Consider the following 16,004-nt stretch of genomic DNA (forward strand, 5'->3'; position numbering starts at 1 on the left):
TTGATCTCGTAACGCAACGAGGATGCGCTGCACTCAAAAAATGCCGTCGCACTTCCGTCCTCCAGCGGCTTGATGACGAGCAGAATTAAGAACCCCCCGTTTGGAGACTCCATCTGCAGGCCTGCATAGTAATTCTTGAGCAGCTGCTTTTGGTTTTCGAGCTGCAGCGCATCAGTCAATCCACTCCCCCTTATCTAGGCACCGTGGTAGGCAGTCGGTAACAGCGCCGGCGTTACGCGCGACGTTCGAATAAATAGGCCGAGTCCTCACGCCTCGAGTCACCGTCTACGCTGACGGCAAAACGCGCGCCGGACCAAATGGCCGCCCCGCCGTACTCGCCGTTCTTATTCACGGCATAGTAGTTGACGCCGAAGTTCGGACGTCCGTCTTCATCTTGTAGACGCGGCTCGATCGTCAGGTGGACGATCCTGCGCAGCGCCTCCAAGCAGGCATCCTTCGGATGCATGCCGTTTCGCATGAGTTCCACGATGGTGTGGCTTCCACATGACTTGATCACAGCTTCACCACGACCCGTCGAGCCCGCAGCACCGACGTCGTTGTCGCAGTATTGACCCGCACCGATGATGGGCGAATCGCCCACCCGGCCGGGGATCTTGTAGGCAAGACCCGACGTTGTAGTCACCGACGAGATATCACCGTTTCTGTCCACGATGTCGCAGTTGATTGTACCCTGCGGACGATATCCGTCGTGGGAGTCGAGCAGGCCGTCACCGAATTCATCCGGCTCACGCATCCTGCCAATAGGCTCGAGCGACTCTGCAGGAGTCAGATAATCGTCCCGGTCGGTCAATCGAGCGCGCCACTCAATCCAACGCTGCCTCGACTCGTCCGTAACGAGGTCTTCGATCTTGTGGCCCATCGATACCGCAAAGCGCTGAGCACCCTCCCCCACTAAGAGATGGTGGTCGGTGTAACGCATGACATCCAAGGCAACGAGCGAAGGCCGTTTGATCCCCTCGATCGCAGCAACCGCACCGGCGCCACGCGTCGGCCCATGCATGAGCGAGGAATCCAGCTGAACCACACCGTCCTCGTTCGGGAGGCCGCCGTATCCAACCGAGGTATCGCGAGGGTCCTCTTCTACCAAGTTCACGCCCCGAACCACAGCTTCGATCGTGGAGGCACCGTTCGCGAGTTCTTCGATGGCCCGAGCGACCGAATCAAGCCCGTTCGATGAAGCTACACAGGTTGGGGTCACCCTTCGGATCAGGACATTCGGAGCCCCCTGCAACGTTTTTGGGAACATACCGAGCGCCGCCCCCGCCCCTACTCCGGCGGACGCCCTGATGAAGTCACGTCTTGTGCTCAAGTGCCTCCTCCCAAAATCTGCGTGGTGGCGGGCGCATTATATGCGGGAACAAGTGCTCTCGCCACCCAAAACTCAAAGGAACGCCAGGAGATTCCACGGGAAAGAACCCCTTTCAGAGCTCCCGATGTCCCCAGCCGGGCCGCGTCCTACATACCCAGCGGGTTCCATTCCCCAGGAAATCAAGGGATCGCCCCAAAACAGGGGTCTTGAGCACAAAAAAAGAAGCGGGGAGCCCTGAAGGCTTCCCCGCTCCGTTTAAAGTTACTGCGAGCTAGCGGTTATCCAGCCACCGCGGCAGCGTCGAGCTCTGGAGCCTCTTCCAGTGCAGCTTCCTCGAGCACCGGAGCCTCTTCAGCCACCGGGGCGTCGCCTTGCGTCCTGGCGCCACTGCGCGGACCATGTGCGATGGCCGGGCGGCAGAAGCGTATACCGATCTCGTGAAGACTCTTGAGATCGCCATCGGTCAGATCGGGGTAACGCTCGCCGATGTAATCGGTGGTTTCATCCATCCAATGCTTTTGATCGTCCTCTTCAGCCCGTAGGACGCCACAGCGATTGATATGGCTAAACAGCTCGTCGCGTGCTCGCTCCAGGAGTTTCTCTTTGCCCAAATCGGCCTCCGTTTATCGGTCTTGTGCGCACACGTTCGGTGCGCCTTTTGACACAATGGTTTTGCATTAGCCTTATAACGTAAATGAAGTCCTGTTTCCGACCAAACCCCTGGGGTCGCCTTGAATAATTCGGGTTCTTGACGTTGAAAAACTCCTCAGCTCCCGACGCCGTAACGCTCGAGATTTTTCGGCATTTGTTCACCGCCTTGGCCGAAGAAATGGGCGCCGCATTGAAACGCGCCTCTTTCTCTCCGAATATCAAAGAGAGGAGGGACTATTCATGCGCCCTCTTCAACCCTGAGGCGGCAGCAGTTTCACTCGGCGACCACATGCCGGTCCATCTAGGCGCCATGCCAATGAGCGTGGAGGCGGCCCTGTCCGAGTTGGGGGCGCTCGCACCCGGCGACGTGGTGTGCTTGAACGATCCCTTCAAGGGCGGCACCCATCTCCCCGACATCACGCTGATCTCGCCGATTCATAGCTCGAACGGCCGCCTCCTGGGCTACGTCGCCTCACGGGCGCATCACAGCGACGTCGGGGGATCAACCCCCGGCTCTATGCCGCTGGCTCGCGAGATCTACGAAGAAGGCGTTCGAATTCCGCCGGTCCGCCTCTACAAGGAAGGCACGAGAAACGAAGATCTGTGGATCACGATTCTGGCCAACGTGAGGACCCCCGATGAGCGTGGAGGCGACTTGGACGCCCAACTCGCCGCACTCCATACGGGGACCACGAGACTCCTGGAGATCGCCGAGCGAAGAGGTGTCGACGAGACCCTCGCTGCGATGGACGCCCTCATTGCCTACGCAGACCGGCTGGTGAAAGCAGGTCTGGAGTTGATCCCCGACGGGACGTACCATGCCGAGGACGCCATCGAGGACGACGGCTTCGGATCCGGACCAGTCCCCATCAAGGCGACCATGACAGTCGCTGGGAACAGCCTAACGATCGACTTCGCCGGGTCGTCACCTCAGGTGCCGGGCGGGGTGAACGCAGTCGCTGCGATCACGTCCTCAGCAACTCGTTATGTCGTGCGCTGTGTGGTGGAAGCCCTCCTAGGAGAACCGCTTCCGGCGGGCGGCGGATCGATGTCCGCAGTAGAACTCAAGTTACCCGAGGGATCGATCGTAAACGCGAGGCCTCCCGCGTCCGTCGCGGCAGGGAACGTCGAAACAAGCCAACGCATCACCGACGTGCTCATTCGGGGCTTCGCCAAGGCGCTTCCGGACCTAATGCCTGCCCTCTCGCAAGGCACTATGAACAACACGACGGTCGGGGGCATCGACCCGCGGACCGGTCAGCCCTTCGCGTACTACGAGACGGTCGGGGGCGGAATGGGCGCGGGTCCGACCGGGCCTGGGTTATCCGCGGTGCACTGCCACATGTCGAACTCGCTCAATACACCCATCGAAGCACTCGAGCACGCATATCCGTATCGGGTCACACAGTATGGAATCCGACGCGGTTCCGGGGGTGACGGGCTCCATCCCGGAGGCGACGGCCTCCGTCGGGACTTAATGCTCTTGGGACCGGCACGGGTCGCCCTCCTAGCAGAACGCCGCGCGGTCGGTCCGTCGGGGGCGCGGGGCGGCTCCGATGGGGCGCCAGGGCAGAACGTGATCATTCGGGACGGGGTCGAGGAACACCTCCCCAGCAAAGCGACGTTCTCCATCGAGGCCGGCGAAATCATCAGCATCCGGTCGCCGGGCGGCGGCGGCTGGGGCACCCCTGATTCTAAACGAGACAAAGATTCATGAGTTGTATTCTCCGCTATGCGGCGATCTGCGATCACGCCAACCCGACACCCGAGGGCAAAATCGACCTCCACGGCGTCTACCATGATCTGTCAGCGCCTGGATTTCCGGCAAAACAAGAGATGTTGGTGTTGGTCTTGGTGCTCGAATGGGACCGATCAGACCATGGCCGTTACATCTTCAAGGCAGACCTGGAGGACGACGAGGGCAACATCTCGCTGACCGTCGAGGGTGAGACCGAAGTGAGCATCCCCGCCGAAGGGCACCCGCCATCGCGATCGCAATTGGTCATGCCCATGGATGGGGTCGTCTTTCCTCACGCGGGCCAATACACGTTCCGCGTGAAAGTGAAGGGTCAGGTCCTCGAGGGTCCTGGCGTCTTCCTCATGGAGGTCCCGGAAGGACCCGCCGAAGCGTGACTCTTCGTGCCGTATCGCTTGGCGTGGCAGTTGTCCTCGCTGCGTGCGGCGGGCAAGAAATGGCCGCGTTCTCATATTCAGGGGTCACCGCCGAGCGCCCCACCGGTTCCGAATGGATCAGTGAGGACGGACTTGTGGCCGCGTACGACATGACGACCCTCACGGAAAGCGGCCTCCTGCGGGACTTTGGGCCGAATGGTCTTCATGGTTCGTTTCCGGGCGACGAGGACGGCAATACTTCGGGTGGCCAGGGACCCGGCCCCGTCTCTGGCGCACGGATCTTCCGCACCACGGCGGATCGAATCGACCTGCCTGAAGACCCGGCGTTCGACCTGGATGGCCCGCTCACTGTCGCCGCCTGGATGCTCGTCGACTCGCTGGGCCTTCACCAGCACGTGGTCGCGTGTGACGACAAGTGGGCGTTGTGGGTCCTCCCAACCAACCGCTACCGCCTTGGTGATACTCAGGGCGGTGGCTGGTCATCTGAGGAAAGGGCCGTATCCAAGGGCGCCTGGGCATCCGTGGTCACAGTACTGAGAGGCACGAAGGGTGAGCTGCTCGACCCATCGACGGCGGCTCTCTATGTAAACGGGGAACTCACGGACGCGGCGGCTCATCTCCGCTCAGACGAAGCTCGTGAGCTCGGGTCATGGAACTCCGGCGACCTATTCCCGAGCGATGCGTGTTTCATCGGATTCGAGTCCCACCAAGGAAACACCGTCCATCAGACGATGCCGTTTGTCGGTGAGATCGACGAGATCCTCGTCTTCTCGCGGGCGTGGACCGAAGCCGAAGTCCAGACCTTCAGCCGGCCGACAAGGTAAGGGGCATGAAGCTGCCCCGGGGATACACGGTGCTCGCCGCTGAAGGCACCGAGGGCTTCTCTTGGGTGGAAGCAGCCGGTTGGGCTGATTCCGTATTGGGATCGGGCGCCACCCTCCACGAATGGGCTTCACGAGAGGACGGGGTTGAGACCTTCAAGGGCCGCGGAACCGTCTACTCGGTTCCCGCGCCCGCCCCAGGACCGGACCGAATGGAGAGATGGGCGGTCCGCCACTATCAACGTGGTGGCCTTATGGCGACGGTCCTCGACGATCGGTACGTGGCAGTTGGCGCGGCACGCCCGGACCAAGAACTCTCAGCGAACGCAGAAGCGCGCGCGCGCGGGATACCGACTCCTGCGATCATCGCCGGAGCGATGTACACGGCGGGGGTGTTCTACCGGGCGGACCTGGTGACCGAACTGGTCCCCGATGCAGTCAGCCTCGCAGACGTTCTCTTTTCCGAGAGTGACGGTCGACCCAAGGCCGATGCTCTCTGGAGCGCCGGCAAGCTCCTTCGCATGCTCGAGAACGCACGCATCGTACATGCGGACCTCAATGCGATGAACATCCTGATCGAGCGTGAATCAGGAGCAACCCACGTAATAGACCTGGACCGAGCAGCTGTCCTGCCGCTCAACGGCCCACCTATGGACGGTGGCATGAGAGCTCGGCTGGAGCGATCGCTACGCAAGCTCGAAGACACGTCGGGACGAACGTTGGACGATGTTGAATGGGCGATGCTTCAGGCCGGACAGACCGACGCATCGTGACAAAATCGACCACCACTAACGTGACTGAGGGATGGTCAGGACCACCTCCACGTGAAATCTGCATCGTCATGCTTTCGGCGATCGGCGATGCTGTCCATGTGCTCCCGGTGGCCAATGCCCTCAAACGAGCGTGGCCTGATACGCGCATCACTTGGATCATCCAGCCGGTGCCGCACCTATTGGTGAAAGACCACCAGGCCATCGATGACTTCGTAGTATTCAATCGTCGACGCGGCCTGAGAGGGTGGACCGGCTTCCGCGACATCAAGCGGGAACTGGCCGGCCGACGTTTTGACCTGCTCATCGGCCTTCAGGTCTACTTCAAAGCAGGCCTGATCTCAGGGCTCACCAACGCCGACGTAAAACTGGGATTCGATCGATTGCGGGCGCGGGATGCTCAGTGGCTCTTCACCAACCGCAGGATTCCGCAGTCGGGCCAGCACCATGTGCAGGATCAGTACCTGGAGTTCGTTCGTTACCTCGGTATCGACCCCGAGCCGGTCCGGTGGGACATCCGCCTGAGCGAAGCAGAAGTGGACGCTCAAAGCGTTTTCTTCTCCCGACTCGAAAAGCCGGCCTGCGCGGTCGTCGTAGGAACGAGCAAGGCCGATAAGAACTGGAGTTCGGAGGGGTACGCCCGAGTCCTGGAAGAGATCGAGACTCAACATGGCATGCAGCCGGTGTTGATCGGCGGGCCATCAGCTCTGGAACGGGCCATGGCCGACCAAGTCCTTGCTTCGACCAAGGCCAACGTGGTCGACGCCCTGGGTGATGACCTAAGGAAGCTGGTGTGGCTCTTGGAAGGCGCACATCTCCTCGTGAGTCCGGATACGGGCCCGCTCCACATCGCCCGGGCGCTCGAAACCCCCGTCGTGGGTCTTTATGGGTACACCAATCCCAAACGGACCGGCCCATACGCCAAATACCAAGATCTGGTCGTGGACGGATACGCCGAATTCCCTGGTGAGGAGTATCCATTGGATCACACCTATCGCGACGGCATGAAACGAATCACCGTGGATGGCGTGTTGGAGAAGGTTTCCTTGGCGGTCGAGCAATATCCGGTCCGCTGATCCAAAGTCATCCTGGGGGCCAAATGGCGGAAAAGGAAGTTGCCGGAAGGACGGGTAGCTGCGGTCACCTGCCGCCTCGCCACCGTCTGCATGACCCATCGCGACGGCACCTACGTCGCGTCAGACAACACGTGCCCCCACCAAGGCCGGCCGCTAGGCGCAGGCTCGATCGAGGACGGCTGGCTGCGCTGCCCGTGGCACGAGTGGGACCTTCACCCAACGACTGGCCTTCCGGCCGGGGCCTAAGACGATGGCGTTACGACGTATCCGGTCGAGGCCCGGGAGGACGGCGTCTATGTGGGATTCCCACAGGAACCGGCACAGGAGCGTACCGCCACGGTCTTCCAGGCGCTCTCCGGCCTCGTGCCCGAGGACGCGATCATCCCGGTGGATGTCGGCAACAACACCTACTCCTTCGAGTGCCACAGTCAGGCGGTCCTGATGTCCGGGTATCTCGGATCGATCGGATTCACGCTACCCGCCGCTTTCGGTGCTTGGACCGCGACCCAGAACAAGGACGGACGCTTCGCTGACCGACAGGTCGTGTCGGTTTCCGGAGACGGAGGCCTCGGCCAATACCTCGCCGAGCTGACGACCGCCGTGAAGTACGAAATGAACATCACCCATGTGCTCCTGAACAACTCGGAGTTGGGCAAACTCTCGAAAGAACAGCGCTCGGGGAATGGGGAGGTGTGGCAAACGTCCCTGGCAAATCCCGATTTCGCCGCGTATGCGGAACTCTGCGGCACGATCGGGATTCGAGTGGAGAGCGAAGCCGAGCCCGCGCTCAAACGGGCCATCGCCCACGACGAACTCGCACTCGTCGAAATCCTCGCTGACGCACAACTGATCTGAGTCGACATGACACGTTCTGATTCTTGGACCCGCGTGGGCTCCGTAGCGCCCGCTGCCCTCCGCGACGCCACCATCCAGCTCCACTGGGCGGCGCAGGTGCTCGCCGCCGCGGGACAGACGTTTGCGGAAGCGCAGGACGACGACAGTCACCTCGCGATGATGTGGGATGCAGACCGGGGCGAGTTGGTTGGCGCACCCTTCGGCGGCGCCTATCCGTTCCGCGTGGCACTCCACGTTCAGGACATCACTCTCCGGTTTTTGGACCGCACAGCTGAGCCACTCGGATCGCTCCCCCTCGCCGGCAAGACGATGGCGGACGCCTACGAGTGGCTGCAGACGGGGCTCGCCAACTACATGGGCCGACTCACCCAGATCGACAAACCCGGATGGGAGATGCCGGAACACGCGGTAGGACGTGGCGAACCGTTTTCCGCAGACATGGATGCCGAACTCTCAACGCTGGCATGCTTGTACGAGTCGGCCGCAGGAATCCTCACGCCTCTCGCTGACGGACATGCTCACGGGTCCCCGGTGCGCTGTTGGCCCCACCACTTCGACATCGCCACGCTGCTCACGGTAGCGTCGGACGAATCCGGGAATGCCACGAAGACGGTAGGCGTAGGCATGGCCCCAATGGGTGGCGGCTATGAGGGGTGGTACTGGTATGTCTCGCCGTGGCCCTTCCCTGACGCAGGCGGGCTCCCCGAACTCGAGGGCCCCGGCGCGTGGCACACCGAAGGCTGGGTCGGAGCTGTGCTCACCGGTGAAGACATCGTAGAAGCCGATGACGCCTTCCGGGGGGCCGTGGTAACGAAGTTCGTGGACTACTCGGTTTCGACCTCGGTCGAGGTGCTCAACCGAACCACATCGCCTTAGTAGCCAGATACATAAAGGCGATCATTGCTCCAAGCAGTGCTTCCCACTCGTTGTTACGGCGGTACTGCGCAAAGCTGAATCCACCGGCCACATCAGATTGGATGGGCCGGTACGGCGTCAGCCGCGGGAATACCGCTGGGACGTTCGACTTGTATTCGTCGAACCTCTCACCAAACAGCTCACTCAACACCTCGGCCTCGTAGGCGAGCGTCCGCCCGTACACGAGCGTGTAGAACACGAAAAAGACCGCGGGCCAAATCCAATGCCCCCCGGCCAACGTGACTCCGAGCCCGATGAAGAAACTGCCCACGTAGAGTGGATTGCGCGTGAACGCGTACGGGCCAGACGTCGTGAGGTCCGAATCCTTGTGGATGGTCCCTGCGGCCCAGGCTCGGATGATCAGCCCGAGTCCGGCGAGCACGTGCCCAGTGGCAAGCAACGACGGCGTCGGAGATGCGAACCACAGGAAAGGGAGAACGAGGAGCCAAACGGCCCTCGTGCGAATCTTCCGAGGGTCTTTGATCGAGACCTCCGGATCAGCGCCATCTAGACGTGCCGGCGGCTTTTGGCCTTCGGTCATGCCTCGTCTGATGTCAGATACTCTTCAACGGCCCAGGCCAACATCGGGATCATGATCTCGTGATGCCCGGTGACCTGACACCTCTTTCCACCGGCGCTCCGCGTTGGACGCTGCACCACGTTCATACGTGGCCGATAATACCGGATCATGTCGAAGTCGGCGGCGCCAAACTTCCGCGGCGCGACTGCGTTGAGGTTCCACGCCATGGAGAGGGCCTTGAGAAGCATCTCTGCATGATCACGGCCGACCCGACGTTGAGCACGAATCCAACGTCATCGACCTCGGGCAAGTATCCGGCCATGCGTCGGAAGTCGCTCATAGATGTCTGCCCGATCGCTGCGCCATCCGCGGCGGGGTGCTGATGGATGATCTCGCGGCCGGTCTCTTCTGCCAGCCCGAAGGTCCCGTCGACGAGTCCGATCTCGACGTCTTCACGAGGTCGCACCCCAGCGAGCCACTTCGTAGTCATGGATGGCCACCGAGCAGCGAGACGACCCCCCTCTGGCTCCGGATGGCCGAAGCGATACCACGAGCGACAGATCGGATGAATCTGCCTCGAGAATCGACGGTAGGCCACGTAGGAAGTCGTCGAAGGACCCGGCCACCCACTTCTTCGATGGTCTTCAACCGCGAGACGTCGTCTTCAGCGGGGAAATACGGGCGGGCGGCTTCGTCGCTCACCGGTTCGTAGCTGGGTCCACCTGCGCCCTAGATGCCCGACCCTCCGCCGCCACTTCCCTCGCGTCCGGATGCAAAGGCACACCGGGCTGATAGTCCTTCAGGTACAGTTCCAACGCTCCCGGAAACCGGGGGATGTTCGACTTCATGTAGACCATGATCTTGCGGTCGTCATCCGTCAGGTAGATCTCCGCCTCGCCGCCTTCCCCGAAGAGTCCGTCGGTCTGGACGATGGGCTGAACAACGATCGTATTGAACTCCCCACCGTCGACCTTCTTCAGCTCGCGCCGTAGGACGTTGATCACGACCGGGTTGCCATCGTCCTTGAAGTAGCGCGGGATCGAATACGAACGTCCTACCTCAAGGTCCATCTGTCGCAGGAAGTAGATGAACGAGAGGTCGTCGAGCGGGAAAGAAGATCCTAGGTCACCTGTGTGATCCGGCGACTCGATCTCTTTGTCCGGCCGTACCCATCTGCCTTCACCCGGATACATCTCGTAGTGGCGCGTCCCATGGTAGCTGACCTGGTCCGACACCTTGAGGAAACGCCAACTCTGCAGCGTCTCGATGTCAAAGAAACTGGTCGACACGTCGTGAACCTTGAGGCCCAGCAATGACCCGCCGAACTCCATGACAGCGCGGTAGGTGTTATTGCCGCGTACGGTATCCAGCGCCTCCACCGAAACGTGTCCCTCCCCGACGTCGAACCAGCCGACCTCGACCCGGTAGATCATGTGCTCGCCCGGCCCAAACGGCACCGACGCCGCCGCCGAGTCCGTCGGGTACTCGGACGCGAGGCTGTCGAGAGCCGCCCGCTGATCGTACGCCATCACTTCCTCTTGGGCAGCCACCAGCCCAGGGGAACCGAGGGCGCCAGCAACCAGTGCGGCACTCAGGACACGACGATTCCGCCCCGAAAGGGTGTTCACGCAGCCTCCGAGTCCGGTCGATCTTTCCAAAGCCTCGCGCCACGCAGTCGAGCCAAGGCCATAAAGGTCCCGAATGCCTGAAAACGTGACTCACGAGTCTGGAGATCGTAGCGCAGCGCAAGCGGGGCCTCCGCAATGCGCCGGGCATGGGGGGCGAGCTTGCCGAGCAACTCCACGTTGGACGCCCACCCGTCCGTCTCCACGAAACGCGTCGTCGTCGGAAGGTCACGAAGTGCCTTACGAAGAACGATGACGCGGTATGCTCGCAGCCCAACGAGCGGATCGGAAACGGGAGACTTACCAAACACCCCGCGAAGAAAAGTGCGTGCGAAGCGACGTACGAGCCTCGGCCCACGGGGCAGATCATTCGCCCCGGGGTCAACCGCGCCGGCCACGATATCTGCTCCGCCCTCCAAAACCTTCACCAGACCAATGATGTCTTCGGGGTTCTCCGTGAAGTCACCCTGAAGCACGACCGCGCAGTCACGTTTCGGGTAAGGAGCCTCCTTCACGACCCACCGGAGAAGCTGCTCCACAGATCCGCTGTAGCCAAGCTGTTCATCTGACTTCAATACCGTGAGCGGCAACGCCCTGCGATATCGACTCAAGACCTCATTCGTGTCGTCCGTCGATGCGTCGTCATGCACCACGATCCGATAATCACGGTCGAACTCACCCAGAACCTTCCCAACCTTCCAGAGAAGAACTCCGATGGTGTCGGACTCGTTATGTGCCGGGACGCAGACGTAGATCACGATGAGCCGGGATTGAAGAATCTCATTACGCGTTGTCCAACACACCTTCGTATGTGCATCGGACTCAACCACTTATACAGGCCGCCCCTCGGGCGGTTCCTGATCAGCCAAAAAAGGTAATGGGAATCAGCCCCGGGTTCGCCTCGTCGGTCACTCCCTCACCTTGCTTCACCGGAAGGCGGCAACATCGGGATCACTAGAATAAGGTGGGGCTCCGTCATCGACTTCGGTGTCCGGCCGCTTCTTCCAGCGCTTGTGGTGCCAGAAGTACTGATGGGGAGCCCTGCGGATGGCGCGTTCCAATGCGCGGGTGTGGGCGATGGTCAGCCCTTCGATGTCCGCCTTACGGTTCCCGGATGCCTCGAACTGGATGGGTTCGATGTTCACCGTGTACTTCGGGCTCGGCCCAGGATCTCGTAACGGTATTGCAAGCATCATCGGGGCCCCGCTGCGCAGAGCGAAGAGCGCCGGCCCACGAGCAGTGGACGCGAGCTTACCGAAGAAGGGCACGTAGATCCCACCACGGTGAGCGTTTTGATCCGCGAGGATCGCGACCGCGCGGCCGGCCCTCAGGGCGTCCATCACTCCCGTAGGCGCCTCGTCCACATTGATCACACCCATGCCAACGCCCTTTCGGGCCTTCATCAGTTCGTCACCGAATCGGGAGTTTTCCATACTCTTCGCGACAGCGTCGAAAGGCACCCCGCGTGTCGTAAAGCCGGCCGCCCCGATCTCCCAATTTCCAAGGTGGCCGGTCATGAGAATGACCCCCTTACCCAACTGCATCGCCTTCTCAAACGCTTCGAAGCCGACCATGGTCGTTCGTTGGTTGAGCTGCTCTGGAGTGAGCCGACTCAGCAGGAAGATCGCGACCGTCTCCCGTCCCACATGCAGATACGCGTCTCGGGCCACACGGGCCCGCCACGCCGGGGTCTCGTCAGGAAACGCCATCAACAAGTGTTCGTCGACCACAGACCGCCGGATTCTGAGCACGTAGCCGAGAAACCATCCGAGAGCCGCCCCCGATGCCATCGCCCAACGCTCCGGCAGAAGTGCCAAAATGCCAGTAACAACTCGAAATATGCCGATCTCCAGGCCATCCTTCAGGCGACTTCGACTCACACCGACGGCCCTGATGACCCGTCGAACTGAAGTTCGTAGAGCCGACGATACAGGCCATTTAACGCCAACAACGAGATGTGGTCGCCTCGTTCGACGATCCGGCCACCATCCATCACCAGGATCTGGTCAGCAGACTGTACCGTCGAAATTCGGTGTGCGATAACGAATACCGTGCGGCCCTCGACAAGTCGCTCGATCGCGTCCTGGATCAACCTCTCGGACTCGGTATCGAGCGAACTCGTGGCCTCGTCAAAGATGAGGATGGGCGGGTCCCTAAGGAGCGCCCGAGCGATAGCGATACGCTGGCGCTGCCCCCCAGAAAGCTCGACGCCACGTTCGCCCACTACCGTGTCGTAACCATCGGTCATGTCCGAGACAAAGCCGTGGGCGTGTGCCGCCTTCGCAGCATCGACGATGGACTCTTCCGTAGCCTCGGGGCGGCCATACGCAATGTTGGCCCTGACCGTATCGTGGAAGAGCACCGTCTCTTGAGACACGATGCCCATGAGACCCCTGAGCTCCGCCATCCGCACGTCTTTGATGTCGGTCCCGTCGATCATGATGCGCCCGGAGGACACCTCGAAAAAGCGCGCTAAAAGATCGACGAGCGTCGACTTTCCGGCTCCGCTCGGACCGACCAACGCAACGACTTCTCCCCGACTCACGGAAAAGGAGACGTCGGACAGAACGGACTCACCCGCCCCGTAGGCGAATCCGACATCCTCGAAGACAACGGCTTCGGAGAAACCCGCGATCGGCTTCGCGTCTGGAGAGTCCGTAATCTCTGCAGGGGCATCCAAGAACTCGAAGACCCGCTCGGCGGCGATGAGTCCGGGCTGAGCCGTGGCCGGGAACTTGGCCACGTTCTTCACGGGCGAGTAGAGTTTCATGGACAGCCCGAGGAAACCGACGAATTCCGGGCCGGTGATGTCTCCAGCAATCACGAGACGAGCTCCGAACCAGAGAAGAATCACGGTCCCGGCGGCGGCCAACATCTCGGTCATAGGCGCCGCGGCGGCTCGGGCAAATTCGGCCCGAAGGAAGTGGCGATAATACTCTGACGTCAGGCCGCGGAATCGCTCCTTCTCCCGCCTTTCTGCCGACGAGGATTTCACGAGTCGGATCCCCGCGAGGGTCTCTTGAACGTGCCCATTCACCTCACCACCTAGGTGCAGCACGCGACGATCTCGCTTTCTCAGCACGTTCACGAGCGGGCCCCAGATAATCATGGCTCCTGGGATCACGATGAATGCCGCCGCCGTGAGCTTCCATGAAATGAGAAGCATGGCCAATAGTGCGACACCGAATTCAAAAACTGCGGAGAGCAGCTTCGAGGACTCGGCAGTCACGAGCGTGCGCACCTGCTCGACCTCTGTGGTCAGACGGCTGACGATCTGGCCCATGCGGACCCGACCGAAGAACGAAAGATCGAGCTCGACCAAGTGATCGTAGACTTGGTCGCGAACGTCTCGGTTCACGCCCTGCTCCGCTCTCGCAACCAGATAGGTACGCGTGAAGTGAAAGACGTTCTTCACCGCGAAGACGATGATGATCAGCACGATGATCCGTCCGATCGCGACAAGGGGGTCCCCGGACAAATCGACGTACCGGTAGACGGTCGCATCCAGGAGCCGCTCCATGCCGGTCCCGGTAGACGTCACCACCCCACCTCCACTCAAGAAGAGCGCCGAGATGAACGGAATCAGCAGGATGTAGACGGACGCGTCGAGCACCGCAAAAGCCGCCGTCGCCACAATGGCTACGGCGAGAACACCCGCGTGAGGCTTGAGAAATGCGAGGATGCGGAGGTAGGTGGATCCGCCCGCGGTCGGGGCCAGGTTCATCGCCTTGGGGTCAGGCTCGCCACGGGGACAATCATTTCTTCCGGACTGATGCCACCGTGAAGAAACGAATTCCGGTAACGCGCCTGATATTCCCTGAGCTTCGTCGGGTAGACGAAGAAAAAGTCCTCGACAGCCAGCAGGTACATCATGCCCAACTTCCCAGCGGGAATCCGTAGGTGTTTCTCGTCAGAGGTCGAGAAAACCGTTGACGACACCTCTGCCCGCAGGTCCTGTCCGAACTTGTAGCGTAGGTTGCTCGTCGCGTCGCGCCGGGCGAACACCGTGGTCGGGTGCTGGCACAGAATGGATCCGTGATCCGTGGTGAGGATCACATGGTGGCCTTGCCGCGAAGCCGCCTTCAATACCTCGAAGGCGGTCGATCGCTCGAACCAGGAGCGGGTCAGATCCCGGAGAGCAGCTTCATCCCGGGCCACTTCCATTAGGATGGGCGACTCCGAGCGGCCGTGTGTCATGAGGTCCACGAAGTTGAAGACCATCGCGATCACAGCACCCGGCTTCTTGAGCGCGGACTTCACACGCGCCCTGACCTGCTCGCCCTGCCGGTCCGAAAAAATCTTCTCGTAATGCACATGCACGTCGCGGCCCGTGATACGCCTCAATTGCTCGAAGAGGAGCTTGTCTTCGAACGCATTCAGTGAGCCTTCGTCGTCCGACTGATCCCACCATTCAGGTCGCTTCTTGGCGATCTCATCCGCGTATTGGCCAGAGAAAATGGCGTTGCGGGCATAGGGCGTCGCGGTAGGCAAGATCGAGTAGTGGTACGTCTCCTCAATCTCGAAGTACTCCGTCAAGAGTGGCGCGATCACTCTCCACTGATCCAAGCGCATGCAGTCCAACACGACGAAGTACACCGGATCCGAGCCAAGTCGCGGTACGAGGAACTCGCGGACCAGGTCGACAGACAAGCGAGGTCGATCTTCAGAGCCCGCCATCCAACGCGCGTAATGATCAATGACCCACACGCCGAAGTCACGTCTCAGATCGTCCATCATGGACCGAACGGTATCGAGCAGACCGTCTTCCCCAGCCTCTCCGAGCGAAATGTGCCAATCCGTCAGTTCGGTGAAGACGCGCGCGAAGTCGTCCGCCGTGCGGGCGTCCTCACGCAGTGTCGAGAGCCGCCCGAAGCGGGCGGCGAAGTCCTGCGCCACACGCTGTTGGCGGATTGAAGACCCCTCCAGAATACGCGTGACCACCGAGAGGACCTGCCGCGGACTGGTTGGTTTCACGAGGTAATCATCCACGCGCCGCCCAATCGCCTCGGTCATCGTGGTGTCCTCTTCGGACTTGGTGACCATGACGACCCGCTGATGCGGATCGTGTCGTCGCATGATTCCCAAAACCTCAAGACCGGTCCGACCGGGCATCTGTTCGTCTAAGAGCACCAGATCGTACGCGTTTTTCTTGAGTAGCTCGAGCGCATCGTCCCCGTTCGAAATGGCGTCGACATGATATCCGCGCGCCTGCAAGAACAGGAGGTGTGGCTTGAGTAGGACGATCTCATCGTCGACCCAGAGTATTCTTTTGCCCCCGCGGGCAGTCTTAATAGCCATGCCGAGAAGG

Annotated in this window: 16 protein-coding genes; 7 read left to right on the forward strand and 9 right to left on the reverse strand. The window is 61.1% G+C overall.

Annotated elements, in window-relative coordinates; all coding sequences use genetic code 11:
- Positions 1-232: 232 nt before the first annotated feature.
- Complete coding sequence (locus P8L30_04660) at positions 233-1,330, reverse strand: N(4)-(beta-N-acetylglucosaminyl)-L-asparaginase (protein ID MDG2239469.1); 1,098 nt, start codon at positions 1,328-1,330, stop codon at positions 233-235.
- A 278-nt stretch (positions 1,331-1,608) separates the two neighbouring features.
- On the reverse strand, positions 1,609-1,941 hold the full coding sequence (locus P8L30_04665; GenBank protein MDG2239470.1) for a hypothetical protein: 333 nt from the start codon (positions 1,939-1,941) through the stop codon (positions 1,609-1,611).
- 137 nt (positions 1,942-2,078) lie between these two features.
- Between P8L30_04665 and P8L30_04670 the strand changes: the two genes are divergently transcribed.
- From P8L30_04670 to P8L30_04700, 7 genes are all read left to right on the forward strand, one after another.
- Positions 2,079-3,698, forward strand: a complete 1,620-nt coding sequence (locus P8L30_04670; GenBank protein ID MDG2239471.1) for a hydantoinase B/oxoprolinase family protein — start codon at positions 2,079-2,081, stop codon at positions 3,696-3,698.
- Entirely contained in the window at positions 3,695-4,114 is a 420-nt protein-coding gene (locus P8L30_04675; GenBank protein ID MDG2239472.1) for a hypothetical protein, read from the forward strand. The genes P8L30_04670 and P8L30_04675 overlap by 4 nt, the downstream gene beginning before the upstream one ends.
- Positions 4,111-4,938, forward strand: a complete 828-nt coding sequence (locus P8L30_04680; protein MDG2239473.1) for a hypothetical protein — start codon at positions 4,111-4,113, stop codon at positions 4,936-4,938. Before P8L30_04675 ends, P8L30_04680 begins: the two co-directional genes overlap by 4 nt.
- Before the next feature lie 5 nt (positions 4,939-4,943).
- Positions 4,944-5,708 (forward strand): lipopolysaccharide kinase InaA family protein, encoded by a 765-nt coding sequence (locus tag P8L30_04685; GenBank protein ID MDG2239474.1) that lies wholly within the window; start codon positions 4,944-4,946, stop codon positions 5,706-5,708.
- Between the two features lie 68 nt (positions 5,709-5,776).
- Positions 5,777-6,781, forward strand: a complete 1,005-nt coding sequence (locus tag P8L30_04690) for a glycosyltransferase family 9 protein (GenBank protein MDG2239475.1) — start codon at positions 5,777-5,779, stop codon at positions 6,779-6,781.
- 297 nt (positions 6,782-7,078) lie between these two features.
- The gene (locus P8L30_04695; GenBank protein MDG2239476.1) at positions 7,079-7,636 is read left to right on the forward strand and encodes a thiamine pyrophosphate-dependent enzyme; all 558 of its coding nucleotides are present in this window, start codon (positions 7,079-7,081) and stop codon (positions 7,634-7,636) included.
- Positions 7,637-7,642: 6 nt separating this feature from the next.
- Positions 7,643-8,512: a hypothetical protein gene (locus P8L30_04700; protein ID MDG2239477.1), complete on the forward strand. Its 870-nt coding sequence runs from the start codon at positions 7,643-7,645 to the stop codon at positions 8,510-8,512.
- Here the strand turns inward: P8L30_04700 and P8L30_04705 are convergent.
- The 7 genes from P8L30_04705 to P8L30_04735 all read right to left on the reverse strand — a co-directional run bounded on the left by P8L30_04705 (position 8,490) and on the right by P8L30_04735 (position 15,994).
- Complete coding sequence (locus P8L30_04705) at positions 8,490-9,092, reverse strand: isoprenylcysteine carboxylmethyltransferase family protein (protein MDG2239478.1); 603 nt, start codon at positions 9,090-9,092, stop codon at positions 8,490-8,492. The two genes, P8L30_04700 and P8L30_04705, sit on opposite strands and share 23 nt — an antisense overlap.
- 145 nt (positions 9,093-9,237) lie before the next feature.
- Positions 9,238-9,561 (reverse strand): hypothetical protein, encoded by a 324-nt coding sequence (locus P8L30_04710; GenBank protein MDG2239479.1) that lies wholly within the window; start codon positions 9,559-9,561, stop codon positions 9,238-9,240.
- A 208-nt stretch (positions 9,562-9,769) separates the two neighbouring features.
- A complete protein-coding gene (locus tag P8L30_04715) occupies positions 9,770-10,699 on the reverse strand; it encodes a DUF3108 domain-containing protein (protein ID MDG2239480.1) in 930 nt (309 codons plus the stop codon).
- Positions 10,696-11,454, reverse strand: a complete 759-nt coding sequence (locus P8L30_04720; GenBank protein ID MDG2239481.1) for a glycosyltransferase family 2 protein — start codon at positions 11,452-11,454, stop codon at positions 10,696-10,698. Before P8L30_04720 ends, P8L30_04715 begins: the two co-directional genes overlap by 4 nt.
- A gap of 168 nt (positions 11,455-11,622) precedes the next feature.
- A complete protein-coding gene (locus P8L30_04725) occupies positions 11,623-12,576 on the reverse strand; it encodes a lysophospholipid acyltransferase family protein (GenBank protein ID MDG2239482.1) in 954 nt (317 codons plus the stop codon).
- Entirely contained in the window at positions 12,573-14,420 is a 1,848-nt protein-coding gene (locus P8L30_04730) for an ABC transporter ATP-binding protein (protein ID MDG2239483.1), read from the reverse strand. Before P8L30_04730 ends, P8L30_04725 begins: the two co-directional genes overlap by 4 nt.
- On the reverse strand, positions 14,417-15,994 hold the full coding sequence (locus P8L30_04735; protein MDG2239484.1) for a response regulator: 1,578 nt from the start codon (positions 15,992-15,994) through the stop codon (positions 14,417-14,419). Before P8L30_04735 ends, P8L30_04730 begins: the two co-directional genes overlap by 4 nt.
- Positions 15,995-16,004: the final 10 nt, after the last annotated feature.

This window comes from Longimicrobiales bacterium (genome assembly GCA_029245345.1).
GTDB lineage: Bacteria > Gemmatimonadota > Gemmatimonadetes > Longimicrobiales > Gaopeijiaceae > CALFPJ01.